Genomic DNA, 25,456 nt, shown 5'->3' on the forward strand with positions numbered 1-25,456 from the left:
GCAGACGTTCTAGAAACAGAACATGAGCCTCGAAGGCCTGATCCCCGCCAGCATCAGCCTCTACGCCGCAATCGCCGTATGCGCGATTGCGTTCGTATCGGGAACGGCGCGCGGCTTTTCCGGCTTCGGTTCCGCGCTGATCTTCATGCCGCTGGCCAGCAGCATGGCGGCGCCGCAGCTGGTGGCGGCGCTGCTGCTGATCATCGATTTCATCGCGGCCGCGCCGCTGGTCCCGAACGCGTGGAAACAGGCCGACCGCAGGGCGACCGCCGTCATGGTGTTCGGCGCCCTGATCGGTGTTCCGATCGGAACCTATTTCCTGAGCCGGCTCGAGCCGGTCACCACGCGCTGGATCATTTCCGCCTTCGTGTTTGCGCTTCTGCTGTTGCTGCTCTCCGGCTGGCGCTACCGGGGCAAGGACCACGCCACGATTTCCGTCGGCATCGGCGGCGTGTCCGGCTTTTGCAGCGGGCTGGCCCAGACCGGCGGGCCGCCGATCGTCGGCTACTGGCTAGGCCGCCCAATCGCCTCCAGCGTCGCACGCGCTAACATCGTGCTGTTCTTCGGCGCCTCGGATTTCTTCTCGATGGTCAGCTACAGCCTGACCGGGCTGATCACGATGGACGCGGTAAAATTTTCGCTGGTGGTCGGACCCGTCTACGCCATCGGCGTCTGGTTCGGCGCCTCCTTGTTCGGCCGCGCCAGCGAGACATTGTTCCGCGCGATCTGCTACGCGCTGATCGCGATGGCCGTGATCGTCGGCCTGCCCGCGCTGGATGGCATCCTTCGCTAATGCCAACGCGATTCCAAATGCATCGTCGTCCCGGCGAAGGCCGGACCCATACGCCGCGGCCGTCATTTTTAGAGAAGGTATCTGCTGCCTTTGCTTTATCGTGAGATCACGCGGTATGGGTCCCGGCCTTCGCCGGGACGACGACATCTATTCTAGCACCAGATCGCAATAGGCGTAGCCGTCGCGCTCGACGCGTTCGCCCGTCCTAACGGAAAGCCGATGCGAAAACATCGGCCCCGCCACCACGCAGGTGTGAAACTCGCCGTTCTCGCCGCAGGGATCGACGCTGTCAGGCAGGTCAGCCAAGAGCTGCGCATCGAACTTCCGGCCTGCGAACTCAGCCGAAAGCTTCTTCATGTCGACGGTCGCAAGATAGGCTTCCAGGCCACACTCCATCATCGTCCGCGCCAGTCCGGGCGTTGGACGATCCCAGAGCGGAAAGACTGGCGTGATGCCACTGCCCGCGAGTTTCTGTTCGCGATAGGCGCGGATGTCGCGCAAATACAAATCGCCGAAGATCATGTGCGTGATGCCGTCAGCGACTGCTTGCGCGACCGCCTCACCCATGCGGGCTTCATAGATCTCGTTCGGACAGGGATAGGGGATCGGCACGATCCGTTGCGGCAGGCCCGCGGCTTCGCATTGCGCCTGCAGGATCTCCTGCCGCACGCCGTGGATCGAAACGCGGCCGAACGTCTCCGTCACGGTGGTCAGCGCGCCCACCACATCGAATTCACCCGCGCGCCGCACTTCGTGCAGCGCAAAGGCGCTGTCCTTGCCGCTCGACCACGAGATCAGCGCCTTCGGTCGCACCATCAGTTGAACTGCGACGATGGCATTGCCGCCTTCGGCTGCGGTGCCCGCCGGCGCTGCTTCGGTGGTGGCGCCGCCGGTTCAGGATCTCTCAACGCGCCGATCCTGCGCAACGCCGCTTCGGCGGCGCGCTCGCCGCTTTCCCAGGCACCGTCGATCGTGCCCCACAAGGTTTCGTGCGTGGCTTCGCCGGCGAGATACATGCAGCCGAACGGCTCGGTCAGAACCTTTCGCGAGGCCTGCGCACCCGGCCCGGCCGCGGACATCGCGCCGAGCGCGAACGGCGCGGCGTTCCAGCGCGTCGCACTCGATTTCTTCACCGCCGCCGCGACCTCGCTGCCGTACAGCTTGGTCAACCACTCCACCGCAAATGCGATCATGGCTTTTTCGCCCTGCGCGGAGAGATCGCGGCCGAACGAGCCGGCGACGTCGATCGAACATAGCGATGACGACCCCATATTGGCGTACAGCAAGGCGGTGCGCGTCGAGTTGCTCTGCTCGATGATGATGTCGTCGCGGGCTAATCCCAGCGGATTACCCGGCATTTGCAGCGCGATGCGGTCAAAGCTGCCGAGGCTCAGTTTGGCGGCGGCATCCAGCGTGCGTTTGGGAATGTCGGGCGTGAATTTGATGTTGCCCGCCGCCAACACGTTGCTCGAAACCGTCACGACGGCGGCGCGCGCGACAATCTTGCCGGACGGCGTTTCCACCGCAACGTCGCGGCTGCCCCAGGAAATCCGGTTCGCAGGCGTCGACAGCGCCAACGGCACCTGCTCGCCGAGTTTCGTGATCAGCGTCCCCAGCCCCTGACGGCAGGTGATCGCGGTGTTGCGATCCTGCGCGCGGATCTTGTCGACGACAGAGAGATCCTTGAGATCCTTGCCGGCGAAATTGGCGCCGAGCACGAATTCGGCGGTGCCCGCCCAGTCGCCGAGGTCTTTGGGCAGCGCCGAGGCGCAGGAGACGTCGAACCGGCGCGAAGCCTCGTCGATGGCGCGGTTGGCGCGCACCAAAGCTGCAAGAAACTCCTCGGTCTCGCCGGCGCGGGCGTTGCGGCGGCCGATGCGGATTTTCTGGCCTGACGGCGCGGTGATAATCTCGAGCCCGGCCGATCGCGCAAGCTTGATCATCGGGTTGGTTTCGGGATTGTGCATCCAGCGCGCGCCGCGATCGAACGGCACTTCGAAGGTGGTGGTATCGGTCTGGCAGCGGCCGCCGATCTGGCTTGCCGCTTCCACTACGATCACCTTGCGGTTCGCCGCCATGACCCGCCGCGCCGCAGCAATGCCGGCGGCGCCGGCGCCGATCACGACAATGTCAGCCTCACGCGGCAATGGCGCGGCCCCCGCCCGCCCGCCGAAAACCGGCATCACCGCCAGGCCTGCGGACGCCGAGAGGAAATCGCGGCGGGTCATTGTCATGTCATGGTTTCCGGGGCCTTGAAACAAAGAGAACAGCTAGCGAACTCTGCCGCATCTCACCGTGCGCAGCAACACTCATGGTAAATCAATCCTGATTGACCCGCCTCACGCATGAACTAAATTGAAACGGCTTACGACCATGCTAATGGAGAATAAAAGCGGTCAAAGAACCGCGGGGGGATTTCATGGGCGTAATGCTCGATACGATCGGCCAGTTGATTGCGGGCTACCTGCAGAAGGAAGTCCCGGGCTATGAACCGTTCACGCCCAGCGATCCCGAGCATCTGCGCGGCGTCATCGAGCCCGGCGATGTGCTGCTGGTCGAGGGCAACAACCGGATTTCCGGCATCATCAAATACCTCACGCAATCCACCTGGTCGCATGCCGCGCTCTATGTCGGCCCGATCGACGGCGCGACGGAACCGGACGGCGAACCGCATGTCCTGATCGAAGCCAACATCGGCGAAGGCGTGACGTCGGCGCCGCTGTCGAAATATTTTCCCTATCACACCCGCCTCTGCCGTCCGGTCGGACTGTCCTATGAGGACCGCATCACGGTGTGCCGCTACGCCATCAACCGGATCGGCTTCGGCTACGACACCAAGAACATCGTCGACCTGGCGCGATACCTGTTCCCGATGCCGGTGCCGCAGCGCTGGCGGCGGCGCATGATCGCGTTCGGTTCCGGCGATCCCACCAAGATCATCTGCTCGGCGCTGATCGCGCAGGCGTTCGACGCCGTGCGTTATCCGATCCTGCCCAAGATCACGCGCGCCGCCTCGCGAAAGGCCCGCCGCGAGATTCTCCACATTCGCGATTCGTCGCTCTACATGCCGCGCGATTTCGATATCTCGCCCTATTTCGAAGTCGTCAAACCCACCATCGTGCACGGCTTCGACTATCTGGCCTTGCATTGGGCCGACAAGCAGAAGCCGCTCCAGGAGGTAGCGGGCGAATTCCGTGTGTTTCCAGAAGTCGAGTCGCCGTCGCTTGTTCCTGAGGAGGCTAACGAAGAGGCGCCGGTTCCGGTTTCGGCTGAAGAAGTGACCGAGGTCGCGGTAGCGACCGAGGTCGCCGTGCAAACGACCCTGGTCGAACGCGTGACCGTATCGGAGCATTTTCTCGCCGTCGAATATGTCCCGGTCCGCCCGCCGCAACGCCGCGCCCGTCGGCGCAACAAGGTTATTGAGGCGGCGTAAGCGCTAAAACCTTCCCGCCAGCGTTACTCGCACCGCGAGCGGCTCTGCCGGATGCACGTGGCGATCCGCAACACCGTCAACCGGCTCACCGGGCAATCGCGACAGATAATAATATTCAATCTGATTGGTCTTCGCGTTGAAGAGATTAAGCACGTCGAGCTGCAGGCGTATGCCGCTGTCGAATCTGTAGCCGGCCCGCGCATTGAAGATCAGCGATGACAGGGAACGCACGCTGTCGTCCTCGATCAGCGGACGCGGACCGAAATAGCGTCCCTTCAGCGCGCCGAACCAACCTGTCTCATGGCCGAAGGTGATGGCACCACTCGCAATCCAGGCCGGCGCACCGGGGATGCGATCGCCCGCGGCGTCGAAATCGGTGAAGCGGGCGCGGGTATAAGCAACATCCAGATCGAACGTCAGCCACGGCACCGGCTTGTACTTGTTGGTCCATTCCACACCGACGCGGCGGCTCGGCCGGCTGGCCTCGGTGGTGCCGGCGTCGCCGACGAACAGCAATTCGGAATCGAAGTCGAGCATGAAGACCGCGACCGAACTTGTTAGGCCATCGATTGCCCTGGTGCGGACGCCGAGTTCGGCGCCCTTCGAGCGCACCAGCAGCGGCACCCGATTCTGCGGCGTTACCTTGTCGATCGGATCGACCGTGATCGTCGCGCCGCGGATGTCGTTGGAGTGCAGGCCATAGCCGGCATTTCCGAAAAACTCCGTCTTGTACCAGGGTCCAAGCACGATGCCGGCCTTCGGGCTCGCCATCGACGCCTGCGCATTGCCGGAGTTTTCCGGCGTGTCGCTCAGCACGCTTCCGGCAAAGACGTCCTCGCGAATGCCGACAGTGGTACGCAGCCAGTCCGTCCAGCGTGTCGTGCTATCCATCCAGACGCCGACATTGCCTTCCCTGACGCGGTCCTCACGCACGGTCGAAAGCCAGCCGCGCTGCTGGGTCTTGAACAGGCCGACATGGATATCGTCATAACGGCTTTGCAGGCCGATTCGTGTTTGCGTCTCAAGTCCGTCGAGGCGCCAATCGAAGGCGTGCCGAGCATCGAAGCCGCCGAGGGTACGGCTGTCGCGCTGGTTGAACTGGTCGCCATTGACGGGATCGTCGAGGAAATAGGTGAAATTGTTGTAGAGCTGCAAGTTGGATCGGACGACATAGGCGTTGATCTTGCTCTGCCCGTATTCGCTCGAATGCGCGAAATTGCCGGACAGGCTGAAGCGGCTGGCGACGCCGCCGTCGGTCGGATCGAGCGTACCGAAGCGGCCGATCACGCCCTGGTCGACCGCGCGCTGCGCCACCTGGTCGGTCGAGTTCCAGGCGTTGGAATAGGCCATGGCGGTCAGCGTCATTCCGTCGGTCGCAGTACCCTGGCTGTAGCGCATGACGCCGTTGATCTTGCGCACATCGTCCGGCACGTCCCATGGACCGTTGTACTTCACGCCTTCGATGGCGGAGAGCAGCGTACCCGCACCGACCGCAACTGAACCGGCGGCCACCCCGCGCCGATACCCGAAACTGCCAACCGTGAGCTCAGCCAGGTTTTTCGGCAGTTTCGTCAGGTAGTCGATTTCGACCGAGCCCGCGGAGCTGAAGTCGCCCACATCGGCAAAATACGGACCCTTGCGGACATTCAGCGACTGGATCAGCTCAGGGATCAGAAAGTTGATATCGGAATAGCCCTGCCCGTGGCCATGCGTCGGCATGTTGACGGGCATGCCGTCTACCTTGATGGAAAGATCAGTCCCGTGATCAAGGTTGAAGCCGCGCAAAAAATACTGGTTGGCTTTGCCCTCGCCGGAATGCTGGGTGACAATCAGCCCGGGAACGACCTCCAGCGCCTCACCGGGCCGCAGAAACGGAACGGCATTCACTTCCGCGCCGCTGATCCGCACGGCGCTGGCGGCGGTGGGCTGCAGGGCAGCCGCGCCGTCGGATGATGTACCAGGCGCCACGCCGCTGGCGCCCGCGGTTACCGGCTGGTTCGAGTTGATCGCCGTTCTATTCCGCGCGCCACGATTTTGCGACTGACTTGACCGGGCGGCCCGCTTGGGCGTTGGGTCGGAAGCGGTGATGGTGACCGGCGGAAGCTGGCCAGGCTGAGACGCCCGCTCTTGCGCCTCGGCGGGGAGCATCAGGACGGCAGAAGAAGCCGTAGCGGAGAATATCCGCAACAAGACTGTACGCACCGCCCTGCCCCCGCATGATAACTGCTACAGTCCGAGAGCGGCTGCGCTACACCTAACCCGGCCCCTCACGCTACCAAGCCCGGTATGATGATACAATAAAAATATCATACTGCCGAAAAGCACGGAATCCCAGATGCAACGGATCACCATCACGATCGAAGACGATTTGCTCGCCGAGATCGATGCCGCAGCGCAAACGCGCGGCTACCAGAATCGCTCCGAGATCATCCGCGACCTCGCCCGATCAGGCCTGCAGCAAAGCGCCGAGGACGCCGCACCGTCAGGGCAATGCGTCGCCGCGCTGGTCTATGTCTACGATCACGCCGCGCGCGACCTCTCAAAACGGCTGGTGCAGAATTTCCACGGCCATCACGATCTGTCGCTGGCGACGCTGCACGTCCATCTCGACGACGACAGCTGCATGGAAGTGACGGCGCTGAAGGGCGCCTCCGGCGAGGTCCGGCATTTCGCCGACCACATCATCGCCGAGCGCGGCGTGCGCTACGGCCGCGTGGTGATGATCCCGACGGCAGCAGATAAGAAGCCGCGGGCGCGCAAGCACGCGCATAAGCACGATTGAGCAGAACCGTAGGGTGGGCAAAGCGAAGCGTGCCCACCATTCAGAGCACGGCACTAGATGGTGGGCACGACGCAAGCGCGTCTTTGCCCACCCTACGAAATCACGCCACCCTGGCCGCCGTCCCGCACGGCAATCCGGCGCGTGCCATCCCGCCATAGAGTTGCTCGTCCGGCATTTCCGATTTCAGGATTGATCGCACCGCGACCAGTTTGTTGATATCGATGCCGGTCGCAAAACCCTTGCTCTCGCACAGGAACACGAGGTCCTCGAACACGACGTTGCCGGTCGCGCCCGGCGCGAACGGACAGCCGCCGAGGCCGCCCAGCGATCCGTCCAGCACGCGTGCGCCGGCATCGAGCGCCGCCGAGGCGTTGGCGATACCCATGCCGCGGGTGTCGTGCAGATGAATGCAGACCGGCTTTGGTCCCGCGATCTTCACCACGGCCGCCGTCAATTCCCCGACCTGCTTCGGTCCGGCATAGCCGACGGTATCGGCGACCGCGACCATGTCGACGCCGGCCTCGAACAGCTTTTCTGCAATCCTGATCACTTCGTTCGGATCGACGGCACCGACGATCGAACAGCCCAGCGCCATCGAGATCGCAGCGTTCACGACAGGTTTGTGCACAGTGGCGTCGCGCAATTCGCAGAGCCGCTTGACGTTGGCGATCGCGGATTCGCGGCTGCGGTTGGCGTTGGCCTGGCTGTGCTCTTCGGTCGCCGAGACCACGGTGGCCACTTCAGCCACGCCTGATGCCAACGCCTCGTTGACGCCGCGCTCGTTCAGCGTCAGCGCGATGCCATAGGCGCCCGGCAGTGACGCGATGGTGGCGATGACCTCGCGCACGTCGGTGAATTGCGGGAAGGTTTTGGCCGGCAGGAACGAGCCGACCTCGAAATGCCGCACGCCGGCGGCATATTCATCGCGGATCCAGCGCTGCTTGGCCGCCGTCGAGGGAAACTTCTTCACCAGCTGCAGCCCGTCGCGCAGACCCACTTCGCGCAGAATGATCTTGTTGTCGGGATAGACATCCTGAAGACGGGTCATGGCAGCCTCACGCAGCGTTGTCGGTTGACGTTTGTTTGTTCAGTTCGGCTCTGACTGCCTCGGTATCGGCGCCGAGAACCGGCACCTTGAGGCCTTCGCCGATATTGCCGCCGTTCCATTCCACCGGCAATGCGGGAACGCGGAACGGCGCGCCATCGGCGTTGAAATTGTTGACGAGCCCGCCGGGGCGCAGCACGTGCGGGTCGTGCAGCAAATCCTCAGGCCGGTTGATCGGCGAGAAGCAGATGTTCAGCGCGTCGAGCCTGGCCGAAAGCTCGGTGACGTTCCACCCTTTGACCACCTCCGCGACGCGCGGAATAATCCGGTCCCGCGCCATGATCCGTTCGGTGGTGTTGGTCAAGGTCGGATCGTCCAAAAATTCCTGCAGCCCAAACTCGCGGCAGAAACTCTGCCAATGGCCCTCGGTAACGACGCCGATGAAGATGCGGTTACCGCCGGCGGTGTCGAAAATATCGTAGATCGGCCAGGCATGTTCGCGCTCCGGCATCGAGCGCGGCTTGCAGCCTGTCATTTCATATTCGACCATGTGCTGTGCGACGAGAAACAGGCAGTTCTCGAACAGCCCGATCCTGATATCGGCGCCATCCTTGTTGCCGCCGCGCTTCTGGTAGAGCGCGGCCAGGATCGCGATCACACCGAACATGCCGCCCATGATGTCGTTGGCGGAAGAACCAACGCGCTGCGGCTTGTCGCGCGTGCCGGTCATCGCGGCGAGGCCCGACATCATCTGCACGACCTCGTCGAGCGCTGGACGATGCTCGTAGGGTCCGGACAGAAATCCCTTGTGGCCGGCCACGATCAGATGCGGATGCTTGCGGCGCAACTCCTCGGTACCAAGGCCCTGCTTTTCGAGCGCACCGTCACGAAAATTTTCCAGGAACACGTCGGCGCTGGCAAGCAGCCGGTCCATGGTCTCGCGATCCTCCGCCTTGGAGAGATCGAGTACGACGCTGCGCTTGCCGCGGTTGAACAGCGGGAAGAACGAGACCCCCATGCCCCCTAAGCTGCGGGTCTTGTCGCCGACGGGTGGTTCGACCTTGATCACCTCGGCGCCGAGTTGCGCCAGGATCATGCCGCAGGTCGGGCCCATCACCATATGGGTCATCTCGACGACCCTCACGCCCTCGAGCGGCAGTTCCGTCCCGGTCATGGCTTCTCCCTTGCGCCGTAGCTTGGGGATCAGACTAAGCCTTCAGGACTTGCCGGGAAAACATAATCTGCCGAACCGTGCCGTCACGGCTGCATAACGCAAATGCACGGGCGGGATCGCTGCCGGCGTTCCTAACCCGGGTCAGCCCAGGTCTTCTGCGCAGGTCTTGCCGAAGCCCGATTGCATCTCTACCTCTCGCGAGGGTTTTTTACCGAGAAACAGAGGCCATCATGCTGGACGCCGCCGTCAAGGCGCTTTCCCAAATCCTGTCACCGCCGATGCGCACCATTCTGTGGCGCTCGATCGGGCTGGCGCTGGTGCTGATCACGGTGCTGGCGCTCGGCCTGCAGCGGCTGCTCAGCTGGTTCGCCGAATATGGCGAGGTCTGGGCGGAAGGGCTGCTGGGACCTGGCTTTCACACGCCGCTGAACATTTTGGCCTGGATCGTCTCGATCGCGGCCGGGCTCGGCGTCGTGCTCGGCGGTATCTTCCTGATGCCGGCGATCACCTCGCTGGTCGCCAGCGTGTTCGTCGACGACGTCGCCGACCATGTCGAGCGCGAGCATTATCCGGCAGAAAAGCCCGGCTCCGCGCTGCCGCTTGGCGTGGCGATCCCCGAGGGCATCAAGACGGCGCTGCTGACCATCCTGGTCTATCTGATCGCGCTGCCCTTCGTGCTGTTCGCCGGCGCCGGCTTCCTGATTTTCTTCTTTGCCACCGCCTGGCTGCTCGGCCGGGAATATTTCGAGCTCGCGGCGATGCGTTTCCGCTCGCCCGCGGAAGCCAAGGCGATGCGCAAGGACAATGCGTCGACCGTGTTCACAGCGGGGCTGATCATCGCCGCCTTCGTGTCGATCCCGATCGTCAATCTCGCGACGCCGCTGTTCGGCATGGCCTTCATGGTCCATATGCACAAGCGACTGAGCGGCCCGCGGCCCGAGCTGATCGAGCCGTCGCGGCGCACGGGGATGCCGGTGGTGTGATTAGTAGTCTGTCATTCCGGGATGGTCCGAAGGGCCAGACCCGGAATCTCGAGATTCCGGGTTCGATGCTTCGCATCGCCCCGGAATGACAGACGGCCCTCACACCGTCTTCTCCGGCCACCTACAGAGATCGTTGATCAAACACACCTCGCAGCGCGGCTTGCGCGCGAGGCATGTGTAGCGGCCGTGCAGGATCAGCCAGTGGTGGGCGTGCAGCATGAATTCGGACGGGATTATCTTTTCCAGTCCGAGCTCGACCTCGAGCACGTTATTGCCGGGCGCCAATCCGGTGCGGTTGCCGACGCGGAACACGTGGGTATCGACCGCCATGGTGTGCTCACCGAAGGCCATGTTGAGCACGACATTGGCGGTCTTGCGGCCGGCGCCGGGCAGCGATTCGATCTCGGCGCGGGTGCGCGGCACCTCGCCGCCGAATTCCGCAATCAGCTTCTGCGAGAGCGCGATGACGTTCTTCGCCTTGTTGCGATAAAGCCCGATGGTCTTGATGTAGTCGCGCACGGTGTCCTCGCCGAGATCAAGCATCTTCTCGGGCGTATCCGCCACCGCGAACAACGCGCGCGTCGCGCGGTTGACGCCGGCGTCGGTGGCCTGCGCCGACAGCACCACGGCGACCAGCAGCGTGTACGGGTTGAGATGTTCGAGCTCGCCCTTCGGCTCCGGATTGGCCTTGCGAAAGCGGCTGAAGACCTCGTGGACCTCGGCTGAGGTCCAGGGTTTTGGCTTTGGCGATCGCTTCGCCACGGGCTTGGCGGACGCTTTGGCCGGCTTCCTGGCCGTGGCCTTTTTGGCTGTTTTCCTTGCGGTCTTACTTGCAGTTTTATTTGGCACGGACGGAACGCTTGATTTTTTGGCAGCTTTAGCGCGGATGATTTTGGCCATGATCCGGGTATACTGACCAGCGATGACCGCAAGCAACGACTTTGATCGGGATGTTGACCAGCCGAAGCTGTTTTCGGCGCGGCTGACGCCGCATCGCTCGCTCAACCGCACCGGCTTCCTGGTGCTGATGGCGTTCCTATGTGCGGTGAGCTTTGTCGCGGGCGTCGCGTTTCTGTTGATGGGCGCCTGGCCGGTGTTCGGATTCTTCGGGCTCGATGTGCTCGTGATCTACTGGGCGTTCCGGGTCAATTTCCGCAGCGCCAACGCGTCGGAGGAAATCACGGTGACGCCGTCGGAGCTGCGGGTGCGCCGCGTCAGCCATCGCGGCCATGTGGTGGAATGGGTGCTCAATCCGCTCTGGGTACGGCTGGACCAGACAGGCGATCCCGAATTCGGCATCGAGCGGCTTTATCTGGTCTCGCGCGGCCGCCGCGTCTCGGTCGGGCATTTTTTGGGGCCGGACGAAAAAGCAAGCTTTGCCAAGGCTTTACTGGCTGCGCTGCAGTCCGCCAAACGCGGTATTACCTACAATCCCATAACGTGAATCCGTATCGGAAATCGGGTGGTTGGAACGTCAGATGAGCCCTAAATCTGATCCCATGATGACACTCGCCATACATGACCAGCGCCTGGCCAAGCCGGGCCCCCAGAACGCCGCGCTGCGCGACTATGATTCCGTGCGCCGTGCGATCGCCTTCATCTCGGAACACTGGCGCGCGCAGCCGACCATCGAAGCGATGGCGGACGCCGCCTCGGTGACCCCTGATGAATTGCACCTGCTGTTCCGCCGCTGGGCCGGGCTGACGCCCAAGGACTTCATGCAGGCGCTGACGCTCGATCACGCCAAGGGATTGTTGCGCGACTCGGCGAGCGTCCTCGACGCCGCGCTCGACTCGGGGCTGTCGGGTCCGGGCCGGTTGCACGATCTGTTCGTGACGCATGAAGCGATGTCGCCGGGCGAATGGAAGAACGGCGGCGCCGGCATGACGCTGCGCTACGGTTTCCATCCCTCGCCGTTCGGCACTGCCATCGTGATCGCCAGCGGCCGCGGCCTTGCCGGGCTCGCCTTCGCCGATCCCGGCGAGGAGCCGGCATCTTTCGCCGACATGAAGCGGCGCTGGCCGAACGCGACCTATGTCGAGGATCGCGACGGCACGGCCGGTCTCGCGCAGCGCATCTTCGACACCAAATTGTGGCGGCCGGACCAGCCGCTGCGCGTGGTCCTGATCGGTACCGACTTCGAGGTCCGCGTCTGGGAAACCTTGCTGAAGATCCCGATGGGCCGCGCGGTCTGCTATTCCGACATCGCCAACAAGATCAAGAATCCAAAAGCCTCTCGCGCCGTTGGTGCTGCGGTCGGCCGCAACCCGGTCTCGTTCGTGGTGCCCTGCCATCGCGCACTCGGCAAGGGCGGCGCGCTCACCGGCTATCACTGGGGCATCACCCGCAAGCAGGCGATGTTGGGCTGGGAAGCCGGCCAGGTCGGATTGCATTAGATCCGTCGATTCGTAGGATGGGTGGAGCCAACGGGTCGCGCGAATGCGCGCCCGATGACAGGCTCCGCGATACCCATCAAGAGCTTGTGACGAAGCTGATGGGTTTCGCTGCGCTCTACCCATCCTACGGATTCATAGGCTCAAATAATGCAATTCGTGCGGCTCTCCTGTCTTGCACTTTCTGTTCTGGCGGCTGCATTGGTCGCCGGATTCTTCTACGCCTATCATTGCTCTGTCATGCCGGGTCTGGCGACGACCGATGCCGTATCGGCGATCAAGGCGATGCAGGGCATCAACGCGGTCGTTCGTAACGCCGTTTTCGCGTTCAGCTTTTTCGGCACGTTGGCGTTTGGAGGGCTCGCTGCCGTCCTCTTGATCGGAGCGGGCGGATGGCCGCTGGCGCTGGCCGTTCTCGGCACGGCCATTTATGACCTCGGCGCATTCTTCGTGACGCTGCGTTTCAGCGTTCCGTTGAACGAAGGTCTCGCAACGGTCGTACCGACGGCGGACAACGCTGCCGCCATCTGGCGGGCCTATCTCGAGCCCTGGATGTTCTGGAATGCGCTGCGCATGGTGATGTCCGTGCTGGCGCTGGCGGCATTCACGGCAAGCCTCGTCATGTTGATTGCTCGCGCGCCGGGCCTCCGATTTCCCATGGCTGATATGTCGACCAAGCAGAGCACCCGGCCGGAACACTGACGGCGCGCCTCGATTGACGATCGCATATCGATCGCTCACAACCACGCTGGGGTAAACAGCGAAAGGCCCGTCGATGCAGGAACGTCGTCCCGTAATGCTAGCGATATTGGATGGTTGGGGCTGGCGAGAGGATCCGGCCGACAATGCTGTGCGTCAGGCCAAAACACCGAATTTCGACCGCCTGTGGAACGCGGGTCCGCGCGCCTTCCTGAGGACGTCAGGACGGGATGTCGGGCTGCCCGATGGTCAGATGGGCAATTCCGAAGTGGGACACCTGAACATCGGCGCGGGCCGCGTCGTGATGCAGGACCTGCCGCGGATCAACGACGCCATTGTAACAGGCGAAATCAAATCCGCGACGGCGCTCACCTCCCTGGTGCAGACGCTGAAGCAGAGCGGCGGCACCTGTCACTTGATCGGGCTGGTGTCGCCGGGCGGTGTCCATTCGCATCAGGACCACGTCGCGGCACTGGCCAGGATCCTCGCCGAGCATGGCGTGCCGGCGGTCGTACACGCGCTCACGGACGGACGCGATACGCCGCCGAGATCGGGGGCCGATGATTTGAAGCGGCTAAGCGCTGCGCTGCCGCCACAGGTTCCGATCGCAACCGTTGTCGGGCGATATTATGCGATGGACCGCGACAAGCGCTGGGAACGCGTTGGCAAAGCCTATGACGCCATCGTCGAGGCCGAAGGCCCGCATTTTGCCGACGCGCAATCGGCCATATCAGATGCCTATGCGCATGATGTCACCGACGAGTTCGTCGTGCCGTCGGTGATCGGCAATTACGCCGGCATCAAAGATGGCGACGGCGTGCTGAGCTTCAACTTTCGCGCTGATCGCGTCCGCGAGATTCTTGGTGCGATGCTCGATCCGTCATTCGACGGCTTCAAACGCGGACGCAGCGTCCGATACGCCGCCGCCGTTGGAATGACGCAGTACAGCGCTGATCTGGACAGGCTGATGCAGACGATATTTCCGCCGCAGGCGTTTCCAAACATCCTGGGCGAAGTCACCGCAGCGGCAAACCGGACGCAAGTGCGGATGGCCGAAACGGAGAAATATCCGCACGTCACCTATTTTCTCAACGGTGGACGGGAAGAACCTTTTCCCGGCGAAGACCGCATCATGGTGCCATCGCCCAAGGTCGCGACCTATGACCTGCAACCGGAGATGTCGGCTGTCGAGCTGACGGTGAAGGCCGTGGAGGCAATCGACTCGGGCAAGTATGACCTGATCGTCCTGAACTACGCCAATCCGGACATGGTCGGCCACTCGGGAAACCTGGCGGCTGCGATCAAGGCGGTGGAGACCGTCGATACCGCGCTCGGGAAAATCTCGGAGGCGATCGAGCGATCCGGCGGCGCGCTGCTGGTCACGGCCGATCACGGCAACTGCGAAATGATGCGCGACCCCGCAACTGGCGGTCCGCATACGGCGCACACGACGAACCCGGTGCCCCTGCTGCTGCAGGGCGGCGGCGACGTGACGTTAGCGGAAGGCCGGCTGGCGGATATTGCGCCGACACTGCTCGACCTGATGCAATTGCCGAAACCGGCTGACATGACCGGCATCTCGTTGCTGCGCCCGAACAAGCAAGGGTAAAGCGTGATTTAGGTTGCGCGGACCACTCGCTTCCTATCGCGTCATCCCCGGGATGAACGCAATTGCGTTCACCCGTAGGTGCGCTCGGCGGCGCAATTGCGCCGCTGGCTTGCGCGCCCTCGAAGGATGGAAGCGACTGCGGCCATCCTTCGAGGCTCACCCAGCGGTGCAAGTGCACCGCAAGGCTCGCGCCTCAGGATGACGTCTGTGGGCTTCGCATTCGGCGCGTCGTCGAACTTCAGAAGTCGCCGAGGCCCAGCACATCGGCCATCGAATACAGGCCGGGCGTCTTGCCCTGCGCCCACAACGCCGCCTTGACCGCGCCTTGCGCAAACATGGTGCGGTCCTCGGCGCGGTGGGTCAGCTCGATGCGTTCCATCGCGCCGGCGAAGATTACGCTGTGTTCGCCGGTGACGGTGCCGCCGCGCAGCGCCGCAAAACCGATATCGCCGGCCTTGCGCGCGCCGGTAATGCCGTCGCGTCCGCGCGCCGAATGCAGATGCAGGTCGATGCCGCGGCCCGCGGCGGCGGCCTCACCCAGCATGAGCGCGGTGCCCGACGGCGCATCGACCTTGGCCTTGTGATGCATCTCGAGGATCTCGATGTCGAAATCGGTATCCAGCGATTGCGCGACGCGCTTCACGAGGGCCGCCAGCAGATTGACGCCGAGGCTCATATTGCCTGATTGCACGACGATGGCACGGGACGTCACGCTCTTGATCACGGCCATGTCGGAGCTCGACAACCCCGTGGTTCCGACCACGTGCACCAGCTTCCGTTCGGCGGCGATCGCCACATTGGCGATGGTGGCGGCGGGAACCGTGAAATCGAGAATGCCGTCGGCGTTCGCCGTGAGCGCCCAGAGATCGGCAGAGAGTTTGACGCCGTTTTCGGGCAGGCCGGCGAGGATGCCGGAATCCTTGCCCAGCAGTTCCGAACCCGGCGCCTCCAGCGCGCCGGCAAGCACCGCACCTGACGTCTCCGAAATGACGCGCACCAGCGCCCGGCCCATCCGGCCGCCGGCTCCAGCTACGATCAAACGCATGTCGGCCATGGCTTCACCTCTTCAAGCCCTATAGCGGGATGGGGACATTCCGGCAACCGATCAGGCCCAAGTCCGTCGTCATGGCCGGGCTTGGCCCTGGCATCCACCTCTTAGCTTTGGGCGCGCAACAGAGACGTGGATGGCCGTGACAAGCCCGGCCATGACGAGAAAACGAGACGCTAGGGCTGCGGGCCGTCATAGCCTTCGATCACGATCAGCTCGGCAATCGAGTGCGGTTGTCGAACCTTGATGTTGGCCTGGTATTCCGGCGAGTTATAGCAGGCCATCGCCGCCTCATAGCTGTCGAACTCGATCACCACGTTGCGCGAGCGGCTTTGGCCCTCGACGCCGGTGAACGTGCCGCCGCGGACGACGTAGCGCCCGCCGAACTTCTTGAAGATCGCGAGATTGGCGGCCGCATAGGGCTTGTAGCCCTCGTCATCGTGAACGTCGACGCGACCGATCCAGTATCCCTTGGCCATCTTGTTCTCCCGTTTCTTAGTCTCGCTGATTGATTACGCCAGCGCCTGCGCGATTTCTTCTTGAATGGCATCCGCGGCGGCTTTGGGGTCGGCCGCCTCGGTGACCGGCCGTCCCACCACCAGATAATCCGCGCCGGCAGCAATGGCGCGCGCCGGTGTCATGATGCGTTTCTGGTCGCCGGTCGCAGAGCCCGCGGGCCGGATGCCCGGCGTTACCAGGTTCATCTGGTGGCCGACGATCTTGCGCAAGGAAGCCGCCTCTTCCGGCGAACTCACCAGCCCGTCGACGCCAAGCACCTGCGCCTGCTGGGCCCGCGCCTCGACCAGATCGGAGACGTTGAGGCGATAGCCGGCGGCATGCAGATCGCCGTCGTCATAGGAGGTCAGCACCGTGACGGCGAGGATTTTCAGGCTCGAGCCCTCGCGCGCTTCGACCGCCGCCTTCATGGTCTGCGGATAGGCGTGCACGGTGAGAAATGTCGCGCCGAGTTTGGCGACGCTCTCGACACCGCGTGCAACGGTGTTGCCGATATCGTGCAGCTTGAGATCGACGAACACTTTCTTGCCCGCACCGGATAATTGACGGACCAGCGGCAAGCCGCCGGCATAGGCCAGCTGATAGCCGATCTTGTAGAATGTCACGCTGTCGCCGAGCCGCGCCACCATCGCTTCGGCCTCGGCGACGCCGGGCAGATCGAGCGCCACAATCAACCGGTCTTTCGGAGCGATACTGGCAGGCTGCATGTCACCTCACATCATGCGTTGGGAATGGTCGATCAGCTGCCGCACCAGCGCTTGCAGCGCCTCGAAATCGGCAGGATGTTTCAGACGGTCCATCTCGTCATAGGCCTGCTCCGCGAACGACAATGCGAGCTGGTTCGGAACCACGCTGGCGTGGCAGGCCGACAGAATGAGGCGCAGCGCCGCCAGCGCGCGCGTGCCGCCGAGCCGCCCGCCCGAGGCCGATGCGATCGCAAACACGGCGCCGCGAAACACCTGGCCGCGGGTTTCGTGCGGGTCCTGCACCCGGCTGATCCAGTCGATGGTGTTTTTCACCAGCGCGGGCACCGACGAATTATATTCCGGCGTCACGATCAGGACGCCATGATGGGCTGATATCATGCGCTTCAGATTGACCGCGTGCTTCGGCACGCCGGACTTCGCCTGCAGGTCGCCGTCATAGATCGGCAACGGAAAATCCGACAGCGAAATACGCGTCACTTCGGCGCCGGATAGCGCCAGCTCACGGCTGGCCGCGGCCGCCAGCCTCGCATTGTGCGAGCCTGTGCGAAGCGATCCCGGGATCACGAGGATTTTCAGCGCGGACATATTTTATAAATCGCGGTTCGGGCCAAACCCGCCGCGCAGACGCGGGCGAGCATTTTCGTCGAAAATGCTCTTAACTAATATTTGGCGCGTATTCTATGCGCAAAACCGGCTTCCGCTTTTGCGGAATACGCGCGGTATCAGCCCTTGCGATACACCCAGACCCGGGCGGGCGGAAGGTTCATCCAGATCCGCTCGGAAGCTTCTGTGGACACACCAGGCAGCGATTTCGGGATCGGCGGCGCAACCGAATAGGTGAACTGCACGAAGGGCGCCCCGGGTGCGAGCGCCGTAAAGGCGTCGCGGATCAGTTTGAGGCGCGTCAGCATCGGCTTTGTGACCAGCGGCAGGCCGGAGACCACGGCCGAGGCCGGCACGTCGAGAACCTTCAACAGCGAGTCGCGAAGTTTGTAGGCGTCGCCCTGCACCACCTTCGCGTGCGGGTAACGGTCGCGCAGCAGCGCGCAGAAGCCCGGATTGTATTCAACCAGCACGAGACGCTTCTGATCGACGCCATGTTCGATCAGCGCGTTGGTGATCGCGCCGGTGCCGGGGCCAAGTTCGACGACCGGTCCTTTCGAATCGACGTCGACATATTGCGCCATGGTGCGTGCGAGCAGCTTGCTGGACGGCATCACCGCGCCCATGTGCAGCGGCTTTTCGATCCATGAACGGAGAAAGCGCACCTCGTCGTCAAGACGGAGAGGCTTCTTCAACGCACGCACGGACGATTGCAGAGGCATGTCGCTACCAGGCGGGGACCGCGAACGGGCGGTTATGTCAGAAAACGGTCATAAAGAGGTATAGGTCGCAGCTCTTATGGTCAAGCAAAAGGCTTACTGCGGGGCAGCGCGGCTACCGAAGAAGTCCTTGACCTTAGTGAAGAAACCCGCCGCTTCCGGCTGGGTCGCACCCGACGACAGCTTTTCGAACTCGGCCAGCAATTCCTGCTGCTTCTTGGTCAGATTCTGCGGCGTTTCGACCATCACCTGGACATACATGTCGCCGGTCTGGCGCGAACGGAGCACCGGCATGCCTTTTGATGCGATGCGGAATCGCCGGCCGGACTGTGTTCCCGACGGCACCTTCACCTTGGTCTTGCCCTTGTCGATGGTCGGCACCTCGAATTCGCCGCCAAGGGCGGCCGCCACCATCGAGATCGGGACCCGGCAATGCAGGTCGGCGCCGTCGCGCTGGAAGAATTCGTGGGTTGCCAGCGACAGGAAAATATAGAGATCGCCGGGCGGTCCGCCGCGGACGCCGGCCTCGCCCTCGCCGGCGAGGCGAATGCGGGTGCCGTCTTCGACGCCTTGCGGAATGTTGACCGACAGGGTCCGGTCGCGCGTCACCCGGCCCGAGCCCGCGCAGGAGGGACAGGGGTCTTCAATCATCTGGCCGCGGCCCTGACAGCCCGGACAGGTTCGTTCCAGCGTGAAGAAGCCCTGGGCTTGCCGCACCCTTCCCTGCCCGCCGCATAGCGAACAGGTCTTCGGCTTGGTGCCGGCCTTGGCGCCGGTGCCGGAGCAGGACTCGCAAGTGACCGAAACCGGAATCTCGATTTGGGCGGTCTTGCCGAGGAAGGCTTCCTCCAGCGTGATTTCCATATTGTAGCGCAGGTCGGCGCCGCGCTCGCGGCCGCCGCCACCGCGCCCGCGTTGTCCGGCCATGCCGAACAGATCCTCGAAAATATCCGAGAATGAAGAGGCGAAGCCGGCGCCGAATCCGGGCCCGCCGCCACCCATGCCCTGCTCGAACGCCGCGTGGCCGTAGCGGTCATAGGCGGCGCGTTTGTCGCCGTCTTTCAGGACCTCATAGGCTTCGTTGATTTCCTTGAACTTCACTTCGCTGGAAGCATCGCCCGGATTCTTGTCCGGATGCCATTTCATCGCGAGCTTGCGGAAGGCGGCCTTGAGCTTGGAATCGTCCGCGCTCCGTTCGACTTCAAGGGTTTCATAATAGCAGCGCTTGGTGGACATCCGTCAGATCCGTCCGAATTTCGTCTTCATGCCGCAAGGGTGCATTTTTGAGGATGCCGCCTTGCGCTTAACGAAAAATGACCCTCACCCATCGAGACGCAGCCGGCGCTCTTTGGTGTGAGGGTCATGATCGAAAGCCCGCTTATGCCGACTTCTTGTTGTTCTTGTCGTCGTCGACCTCGGTGAACTCCGCGTCGACGACGTCATCCTTGGCCGCATCCTTCTTGGCGTCGGCTTCGGCCTGCTGCTTGTACATGGCCTCGCCGAGCTTCATCGAAGCCTGCGCCAGCGTGTTGGTCTTGGCCTTGATCGCCTCGGCGTCGTCGCCCTTCAGCGCTTCCTTGAGGTCGCTGACGGCGTCCTCGATGGAACGGCGCTCGCTCTCCTCGACCTTCGAACCGTGTTCGGCCAGCGCCTTCTCGGTGGAATGCACCAGGCTGTCGGCATGGTTCTTGGCGTCGACCGCCTCGCGGCGCTTCTTGTCCTCGGCCGCATTGGCCTCGGCGTCCTTGACCATCTTCTGGATGTCGGCGTCCGACAGGCCGCCGGAGGCCTGAATCCGGATCTGCTGTTCCTTGCCGGTGGCCTTGTCCTTGGCCGAAACGTTGACGATGCCGTTGGCGTCGATGTCGAACGTCACCTCGATCTGCGGCATGCCGCGCGGCGACGGCGGAATGCCCATCAGGTCGAACTGGCCGAGCACCTTGTTGTCGGCCGCCATTTCACGCTCGCCCTGGAAGACGCGGATGGTGACAGCGCTCTGGTTGTCCTCGGCGGTCGAGAACACTTGGCTCTTCTTGGTCGGGATCGTGGTGTTGCGATCGATGATGCGGGTGAACACGCCGCCCAGCGTCTCGATGCCCAGCGACAGCGGGGTCACGTCGAGCAGCAGCACGTCCTTGACGTCGCCCTGCAGCACGCCGGCCTGGATCGCCGCGCCGATGGCGACGACTTCGTCCGGGTTGACGCCCTTGTGCGGCTCCTTGCCGAACAGCTGCTTCACCACCTCCTGAACCTTCGGCATGCGCGTCATGCCGCCGACCAGCACCACTTCGCCGATCTCGGCGGCGGTGAGGCCCGCATCCTTCAGCGCCTTGCGGCACGGCTCGATGGTCTTCTGGACGAGGTCGTCGACCAGCGCCTCGAACTTCGAGCGGGTCAGCTTCATCGTCAGATGCTTCGGACCGGTCTGATCGGCCGTGATGAACGGCAGGTTGATTTCGGTCTGCGTGGTCGAGGACAATTCGATCTTGGCCTTTTCGGCGGCCTCTTTCAGGCGCTGCAAGGCAAGCTTGTCGTTGCGCAGGTTGATGCCCTGCTCCTTCTGGAACTCATCGGCCAGATAGCTGACGAGCCGCATGTCGAAGTCTTCACCGCCGAGGAACGTGTCGCCGTTGGTGGACTTCACCTCGAACACGCCGTCGCCGATCTCGAGAATCGAGACGTCGAAGGTGCCGCCGCCGAGGTCGTACACCGCAATGGTGCCGGCCTTGGTCTTGTCGAGGCCGTAGGCGAGCGCGGCCGCGGTCGGCTCGTTGATGATGCGCAGCACTTCAAGGCCGGCGATCTTGCCGGCGTCCTTGGTGGCCTGACGTTGCGCGTCGTTGAAATAGGCGGGAACCGTGATGACGGCCTGCTCGACCTTCTGGCCGAGATGGGCTTCCGCGGTCTCTTTCATCTTCTGCAGGATGAAGGCGGAGACCTGCGAGGGTGAGTAGGTCTTGCTGTCGGCTTCGACCCAGGCGTCGCCGTTCGATGCCTTGACGATTTTATAGGGGACGAGCTTCTTGTCCTTCTCGACCATCGGGTCGTCATAGCGGCGGCCGACGAGGCGCTTGACCGCGAAGAAGGTGCGCTCGGGATTGGTCACCGCCTGACGCTTGGCAGGCTGGCCGACGAGGCGCTCGCCATCATCGCTGAAAGCGACGATCGACGGCGTCGTGCGCATACCCTCTGCGTTCTCGATGACTTTAGCTGTCTTGCCATCCATTACGGCGACGCACGAATTGGTGGTGCCGAGATCGATCCCAATGACCTTTCCCATGGTCCTCATATCCTTCTTTTTGCGGCAGGTTGGCTGGGCCCTGGACGGCGCACCTAACCGAACCCCCAACGATCAATTACTCGCGATATTGCGACGGTGAGCCTCATATAGGAGGGGGGGTCCTGCCCGCAAGGACCGAACGCAACCTTAGGGCCTGAAAATGCTGACGTTTGAAAGATTGTGTCAGCTCAGGGCAGGTCAAGGTTCAGTCCTGGTTCAGGCCGCCAGCCGTGTTAACAAATCGGCAAGGAGGTGAGCGCGCACTCATCACCACGTCCGAAAATCAGCCCAGTTCGTGATCGCGGCCAGCGCGGTATTTGGCCGCTGCGCGGACCTGACCGGCGGTCCGGCACGCCGCCGAAACCGCCCGAAAACGTTTGGCTAGCTGCCATATCGCGCTAAAATTCCGGTGTTTCGGGACGTGACGAGGGAACGGACGCCCGCCCTGCCCTGTTGCAGGGACATCAAAACCGCTAAAAGCGGGCTGACTGAACCCACGCCCTCGAACCCTTGAGGGCTGCGCTGGCCGACCATTGAGCCGCCTCAAAGTAAACCCGGTAGACCCTTCATGAAGCCTGTTCGATACCTCGCTGCGTTTGCCCTTACCATCGCCGCGACCTGCGCTGCGTTCGCCGCCGACCCGGTCTTTCCGCCGGGTGCGCGGGTCGGCATGACGCCGCTGGTCGGCCTGGCCAAAGCCAGATCATTCGTCGGCTTCGAGACCGAGGATCAGGGCGTCAAGGTGCTGGTGGCGGACCTGCCCGCCGAGGCCTATGGCGAGGTCGCCAATGCTTTCAAGGCAAACCCCGGCGGCACCGGCGGCATCAAGCCGGAGAGCATCGAGACGGCGGCGGGGCTCGCCTATTACACCGCTGAGAACGCCAAGGACGGCGCCACCAATGTCCGGCGCTACTCGATGATCGTGCCGGGTCCGACCTTCTCCGGCTACGTCGCCGTGCAGGTGCCGGAGAATGCCTCCCGGATCTACACCGACGACGCCATACGCCAGATGTTCGCTTCCGCCGTGATCCGAAACGAAGTTCCGGTCGATGAGCAGCTCGGCCTGATGCCGTTCAGGATGGCCGAGCTCAGCAATTTCAAGACGGTCCGCACGCTGGCGCCGGGCGCAGCCCTGATCATTGCCGACGGCGACGAAAAAAGCGGTTTTGAAACCGCGCCCTTCATGATCGTCGGCCTGGTCGGATCCGCGCCGGCGCAGCCCGACGACCGCGGACGTTTCGCCCAGCAAATGGCGACGACGATTCCCGGCGTACGCGACGGGCGGATCACGATGTCGGAGGCGGTCCGCATCGACGGCCAGCCCGGATACGAAACCCGCATCGAAGCCACCAGCGGCAAGGACAATACGCCGGTGACGATCGTGCAATGGTTGCGATTCGGCGGCCAGAATTCGCTGCGCATCATCGGCAGTTCGCCGCGCGAGGGTTGGACCACCGCGTTCACGCGTTTCCGCGCCGTGCGTGACGGAATTCGCCCGCGCTGATGATGCCCGATAGCTCGCAAATCGAGGCCAGTGGCTATGACGAACAAAGCAATCATTGCGATTGCGGTCGCAATTTCGCTCACGGCCGGCCCATCATTCGGACAGCAAGCCGATGACGATGCAGCATTGCAGCAGTACTTGTCGGATTTTCGGGCCTGCGTCCGGTCAAATGCCGCCGAAGTCTATGCCCTCGGCATCAGGGCAACAAACGATGCGGAAGAGATTTTTCGCGAGCGATGCACACCCACGCTTAATGACCTCTTCGGATCAATCAGGTTGAACGAGCCCGCTACGTCGGCAAGTCAGAAACTGAAACTGCCGGCCGGGGCTCTTCGTCCCGGAATCCTCCGCATCACGGCGCGAGAGGAATGGGCTGCTTTCCTTCATAGCGCGAGCGCCAAGTGAGACACTCTTGGATAACAGCTCGCAAGCAACCAATTTGCGCTAGCAAGCCCTAAATTTCGGGCTTACGTTCGTATACGGATAGAACTAAGCTTCTCGCCGTCGGGTTCGCTACGTGGGAGGCGCACATGCTGAATCGCAGGCTGCTTATGACGAGTCTCGGCGCTACGACAATTGTGGCCCTTGGACCAAGTACCTCTTTGGCCGCGTCGATCAAGCCCGACAATGCGTCGGCGTTGCTGGTGATCGACGTTCAGAACTGCTTCCTGCCGGGCGGCAGCCTTGCGGTGAAAGATGGCGACCAGGTCGTTCCCGTCATCAACCGCATCGCCAAGAGCTTTGCCAACGTCGTGCTGACGCAGGACTGGCACACATCAGGCCACGTCTCGTTTGCCACCACGCATTCCGGCAAGAAGCCGTTCGAGACGATCGACCTGCCCTACGGCAAGCAGGTGCTGTGGCCCGATCACTGCGTGCAGGGCACCGAGGGCGCCGCGCTGTCAAAGGATCTCTCGATCCCCCATGCCGGCCTCGTCATCCGCAAGGGCTCCAACAAGGACGTCGACAGCTATTCGGCCTTCACCGAAGCCGACGGCAAGACCACGACGGGGCTTGCCGCCTATTTGAAGGCCCGCAAGGTGGAACGCGTGTTTCTCGCTGGTCTCGCCACTGACTTCTGCGTGGCATGGAGCGCGCTCGACGCCCGCAAGGCCGACTTTGAGACTTATGTCGTCGAAGACGCTTGCCGCGGCATCGACACCCAGGGCTCGCTCGCGAAAGCCTGGGCCGATATGAGCGCAGCCGGCGTCAAGCGCATCCAGTCCAGCGATATCGCCGCTTAAAGTAGAGCGTTCTCTCGCGAGAGAGCACAATGTCGGATTTAGGCGCACCGCTCGCGTTCGAAATGATCCGCCGTGCACCCTCACAGCGCACGGCCGGCCTGATCACGGGAATGACGGGCTACCGCGAGACCGCGCTTGGCCGATTTTCGCAGCGTGAAGCCGCGCACCTGATCGTGCCGCTGATCATCAGCCTCGGCAGCCCGTTCCTGATCGCGCTCGGCCGAAAGCCCGATGCGGCCGACCGCCAGCCGAGCTTCGCCGCGGGCCTCTATGCCGGGCCTGTTCATATCGAGTCCGATGGCGGCGCCGAATGCGTGCAGGTGGATTTTACCCCGCTCGGCGCCTATCGCTTCTTCGGCGGGGGCGTGGTCGACCTCGTCGCGCGAATGGTCGATATGTCGGACGTGCTCGGCCGCGAGGGCCGGCAATTGCGCGAGCGGCTGGGCGCGACGGCGTGCTGGCAGCACCGCTTCGACCTGCTCGAAGACTTCATCGCCGGCCGCGCCAATCATCTGCCGTCGCCAGAGATCGCGTTCGCCTGGCGTCGGCTGGCGCTGACCGCGGGCGGCGCGCGGATTGCGGCGCTGGCCGGTGAAATCGGCTGGAGCCGCAAACATCTGGTCGAGCGTTTTCGATCCGAGCTTGGCCTCGCGCCCAAATCAATCGCGCGCATGATGCGCTTTCACCGGGCCTGCCGGCTGGCGCGCAGCGGGACGGCTCCGGGCTGGGCCGGGATTGCCGCCGAGAGCGGCTTTGCCGACCAGGCCCATCTGGTCCGCGAATTCGGCGAACTGGCGGGCGAGACGCCGACGGCCTGGGCGAAGCGGCTGGCGCTGATCGACAGCCGGCTGACGCGCCCGAACGAAGCGTTTTCGGACTGGTAACAAATCTTCAAGCCTACGCCACGCCGTATCAGCATACTGA

General features: G+C 63.2%; 25 protein-coding genes. 12 read left to right on the forward strand and 13 right to left on the reverse strand.

Annotated features, from left to right (window positions below; translation table 11 throughout):
* Nucleotides 1-22 precede the first annotated feature (22 nt).
* Complete coding sequence (locus JQ574_RS08730; protein ID WP_212207542.1) at nt 23-793, forward strand: sulfite exporter TauE/SafE family protein; 771 nt, start codon at nt 23-25, stop codon at nt 791-793.
* A 147-nt stretch (nt 794-940) separates the two neighbouring features.
* Here the strand turns inward: JQ574_RS08730 and JQ574_RS08735 are convergent, their stop codons facing one another.
* Both JQ574_RS08735 and JQ574_RS08740 read right to left on the reverse strand, forming a co-directional pair.
* Nucleotides 941-1,609: an adenine nucleotide alpha hydrolase gene (locus tag JQ574_RS08735; RefSeq protein ID WP_212207543.1), complete on the reverse strand. Its 669-nt coding sequence runs from the start codon at nt 1,607-1,609 to the stop codon at nt 941-943.
* Complete coding sequence (locus JQ574_RS08740; RefSeq protein WP_212207544.1) at nt 1,609-3,027, reverse strand: NAD(P)/FAD-dependent oxidoreductase; 1,419 nt, start codon at nt 3,025-3,027, stop codon at nt 1,609-1,611. Before JQ574_RS08740 ends, JQ574_RS08735 begins: the two co-directional genes overlap by 1 nt.
* 185 nt (nt 3,028-3,212) lie before the next feature.
* Here JQ574_RS08740 and JQ574_RS08745 point away from each other — a divergent pair, with 185 nt between their 5' ends.
* A complete protein-coding gene (locus JQ574_RS08745; protein WP_212207545.1) occupies nt 3,213-4,226 on the forward strand; it encodes a YiiX/YebB-like N1pC/P60 family cysteine hydrolase in 1,014 nt (337 codons plus the stop codon).
* 3 nt (nt 4,227-4,229) lie between these two features.
* On the opposite strand, the gene JQ574_RS08750 is transcribed toward JQ574_RS08745, so the two are convergent.
* Nucleotides 4,230-6,374 (reverse strand): TonB-dependent receptor, encoded by a 2,145-nt coding sequence (locus JQ574_RS08750; protein WP_212207619.1) that lies wholly within the window; start codon nt 6,372-6,374, stop codon nt 4,230-4,232.
* A 187-nt stretch (nt 6,375-6,561) separates the two neighbouring features.
* On the opposite strand from JQ574_RS08750, the gene nikR reads away from it, so the two are divergent.
* Entirely contained in the window at nt 6,562-7,008 is a 447-nt protein-coding gene (gene nikR / locus JQ574_RS08755; RefSeq protein WP_212207546.1) for a nickel-responsive transcriptional regulator NikR, read from the forward strand.
* A gap of 100 nt (nt 7,009-7,108) precedes the next feature.
* Here nikR and JQ574_RS08760 read toward each other — a convergent pair whose 3' ends face one another.
* Together JQ574_RS08760 and JQ574_RS08765 are read right to left on the reverse strand one after the other, a co-directional pair.
* The gene (locus JQ574_RS08760) at nt 7,109-8,056 is read right to left on the reverse strand and encodes a hydroxymethylglutaryl-CoA lyase (protein ID WP_212207547.1); all 948 of its coding nucleotides are present in this window, start codon (nt 8,054-8,056) and stop codon (nt 7,109-7,111) included.
* A 7-nt stretch (nt 8,057-8,063) separates the two neighbouring features.
* A complete protein-coding gene (locus tag JQ574_RS08765; RefSeq protein ID WP_212207548.1) occupies nt 8,064-9,227 on the reverse strand; it encodes a CaiB/BaiF CoA-transferase family protein in 1,164 nt (387 codons plus the stop codon).
* 230 nt (nt 9,228-9,457) lie between these two features.
* Between JQ574_RS08765 and JQ574_RS08770 the strand changes: the two genes are divergently transcribed.
* On the forward strand, nt 9,458-10,210 hold the full coding sequence (locus JQ574_RS08770; protein ID WP_212383446.1) for a sulfate transporter family protein: 753 nt from the start codon (nt 9,458-9,460) through the stop codon (nt 10,208-10,210).
* Nucleotides 10,211-10,309: 99 nt separating this feature from the next.
* Here the strand turns inward: JQ574_RS08770 and nth are convergent, their stop codons facing one another.
* Complete coding sequence (gene nth / locus JQ574_RS08775) at nt 10,310-11,110, reverse strand: endonuclease III (protein WP_212207550.1); 801 nt, start codon at nt 11,108-11,110, stop codon at nt 10,310-10,312.
* Nucleotides 11,111-11,132: 22 nt separating this feature from the next.
* Between nth and JQ574_RS08780 the strand changes: the two genes are divergently transcribed.
* The 4 genes from JQ574_RS08780 (at nt 11,133) to gpmI (ending at nt 14,911) form a co-directional block, all read left to right on the forward strand.
* Nucleotides 11,133-11,654, forward strand: a complete 522-nt coding sequence (locus JQ574_RS08780; RefSeq protein ID WP_212207551.1) for a DUF2244 domain-containing protein — start codon at nt 11,133-11,135, stop codon at nt 11,652-11,654.
* 55 nt (nt 11,655-11,709) lie between these two features.
* Nucleotides 11,710-12,606 carry a bifunctional helix-turn-helix domain-containing protein/methylated-DNA--[protein]-cysteine S-methyltransferase gene (locus JQ574_RS08785; protein WP_211995550.1) on the forward strand — a complete coding sequence of 299 codons (897 nt, stop codon included), beginning with the start codon at nt 11,710-11,712 and terminating at the stop codon, nt 12,604-12,606.
* A 282-nt stretch (nt 12,607-12,888) separates the two neighbouring features.
* The gene (locus JQ574_RS08790) at nt 12,889-13,305 is read left to right on the forward strand and encodes an anthrone oxygenase family protein (protein ID WP_312018260.1); all 417 of its coding nucleotides are present in this window, start codon (nt 12,889-12,891) and stop codon (nt 13,303-13,305) included.
* Nucleotides 13,306-13,378: 73 nt separating this feature from the next.
* A complete protein-coding gene (gene gpmI, locus JQ574_RS08795) occupies nt 13,379-14,911 on the forward strand; it encodes a 2,3-bisphosphoglycerate-independent phosphoglycerate mutase (RefSeq protein WP_212383448.1) in 1,533 nt (510 codons plus the stop codon).
* Nucleotides 14,912-15,149: 238 nt separating this feature from the next.
* Here the strand turns inward: gpmI and dapB are convergent, their stop codons facing one another.
* From dapB to dnaK, 7 genes are all read right to left on the reverse strand, one after another.
* On the reverse strand, nt 15,150-15,965 hold the full coding sequence (gene dapB, locus JQ574_RS08800; RefSeq protein WP_212207554.1) for a 4-hydroxy-tetrahydrodipicolinate reductase: 816 nt from the start codon (nt 15,963-15,965) through the stop codon (nt 15,150-15,152).
* 170 nt (nt 15,966-16,135) lie between these two features.
* Nucleotides 16,136-16,438 (reverse strand): DUF1330 domain-containing protein, encoded by a 303-nt coding sequence (locus JQ574_RS08805; RefSeq protein WP_212207555.1) that lies wholly within the window; start codon nt 16,436-16,438, stop codon nt 16,136-16,138.
* A 33-nt stretch (nt 16,439-16,471) separates the two neighbouring features.
* Nucleotides 16,472-17,182, reverse strand: coding sequence for an orotidine-5'-phosphate decarboxylase (pyrF, locus tag JQ574_RS08810; RefSeq protein ID WP_212207556.1), 711 nt, complete (start codon nt 17,180-17,182; stop codon nt 16,472-16,474).
* A 6-nt stretch (nt 17,183-17,188) separates the two neighbouring features.
* Nucleotides 17,189-17,767 (reverse strand): NADPH-dependent FMN reductase, encoded by a 579-nt coding sequence (locus tag JQ574_RS08815; protein ID WP_212207557.1) that lies wholly within the window; start codon nt 17,765-17,767, stop codon nt 17,189-17,191.
* 137 nt (nt 17,768-17,904) lie between these two features.
* Nucleotides 17,905-18,507 carry a class I SAM-dependent methyltransferase gene (locus JQ574_RS08820; RefSeq protein ID WP_192736168.1) on the reverse strand — a complete coding sequence of 201 codons (603 nt, stop codon included), beginning with the start codon at nt 18,505-18,507 and terminating at the stop codon, nt 17,905-17,907.
* A gap of 93 nt (nt 18,508-18,600) precedes the next feature.
* On the reverse strand, nt 18,601-19,740 hold the full coding sequence (dnaJ, locus tag JQ574_RS08825; protein WP_212207558.1) for a molecular chaperone DnaJ: 1,140 nt from the start codon (nt 19,738-19,740) through the stop codon (nt 18,601-18,603).
* A 142-nt stretch (nt 19,741-19,882) separates the two neighbouring features.
* Nucleotides 19,883-21,784: a molecular chaperone DnaK gene (gene dnaK / locus JQ574_RS08830; RefSeq protein WP_212207559.1), complete on the reverse strand. Its 1,902-nt coding sequence runs from the start codon at nt 21,782-21,784 to the stop codon at nt 19,883-19,885.
* Between the two features lie 568 nt (nt 21,785-22,352).
* Between dnaK and JQ574_RS08835 the strand changes: the two genes are divergently transcribed.
* The 4 genes from JQ574_RS08835 to JQ574_RS08850 all read left to right on the forward strand — a co-directional run bounded on the left by JQ574_RS08835 (nt 22,353) and on the right by JQ574_RS08850 (nt 25,416).
* Nucleotides 22,353-23,288 (forward strand): hypothetical protein, encoded by a 936-nt coding sequence (locus JQ574_RS08835; protein ID WP_212207560.1) that lies wholly within the window; start codon nt 22,353-22,355, stop codon nt 23,286-23,288.
* Nucleotides 23,289-23,324: 36 nt separating this feature from the next.
* Nucleotides 23,325-23,693, forward strand: coding sequence for a hypothetical protein (locus tag JQ574_RS08840; RefSeq protein WP_212207561.1), 369 nt, complete (start codon nt 23,325-23,327; stop codon nt 23,691-23,693).
* A gap of 125 nt (nt 23,694-23,818) precedes the next feature.
* A complete protein-coding gene (gene pncA, locus JQ574_RS08845; RefSeq protein ID WP_212207562.1) occupies nt 23,819-24,532 on the forward strand; it encodes a bifunctional nicotinamidase/pyrazinamidase in 714 nt (237 codons plus the stop codon).
* Between the two features lie 29 nt (nt 24,533-24,561).
* Complete coding sequence (locus tag JQ574_RS08850; protein WP_212207563.1) at nt 24,562-25,416, forward strand: AraC family transcriptional regulator; 855 nt, start codon at nt 24,562-24,564, stop codon at nt 25,414-25,416.
* Nucleotides 25,417-25,456: the final 40 nt, after the last annotated feature.

Source organism: Bradyrhizobium sp. AUGA SZCCT0158, from assembly GCF_018130065.1.
Classification (GTDB): domain Bacteria; phylum Pseudomonadota; class Alphaproteobacteria; order Rhizobiales; family Xanthobacteraceae; genus Bradyrhizobium.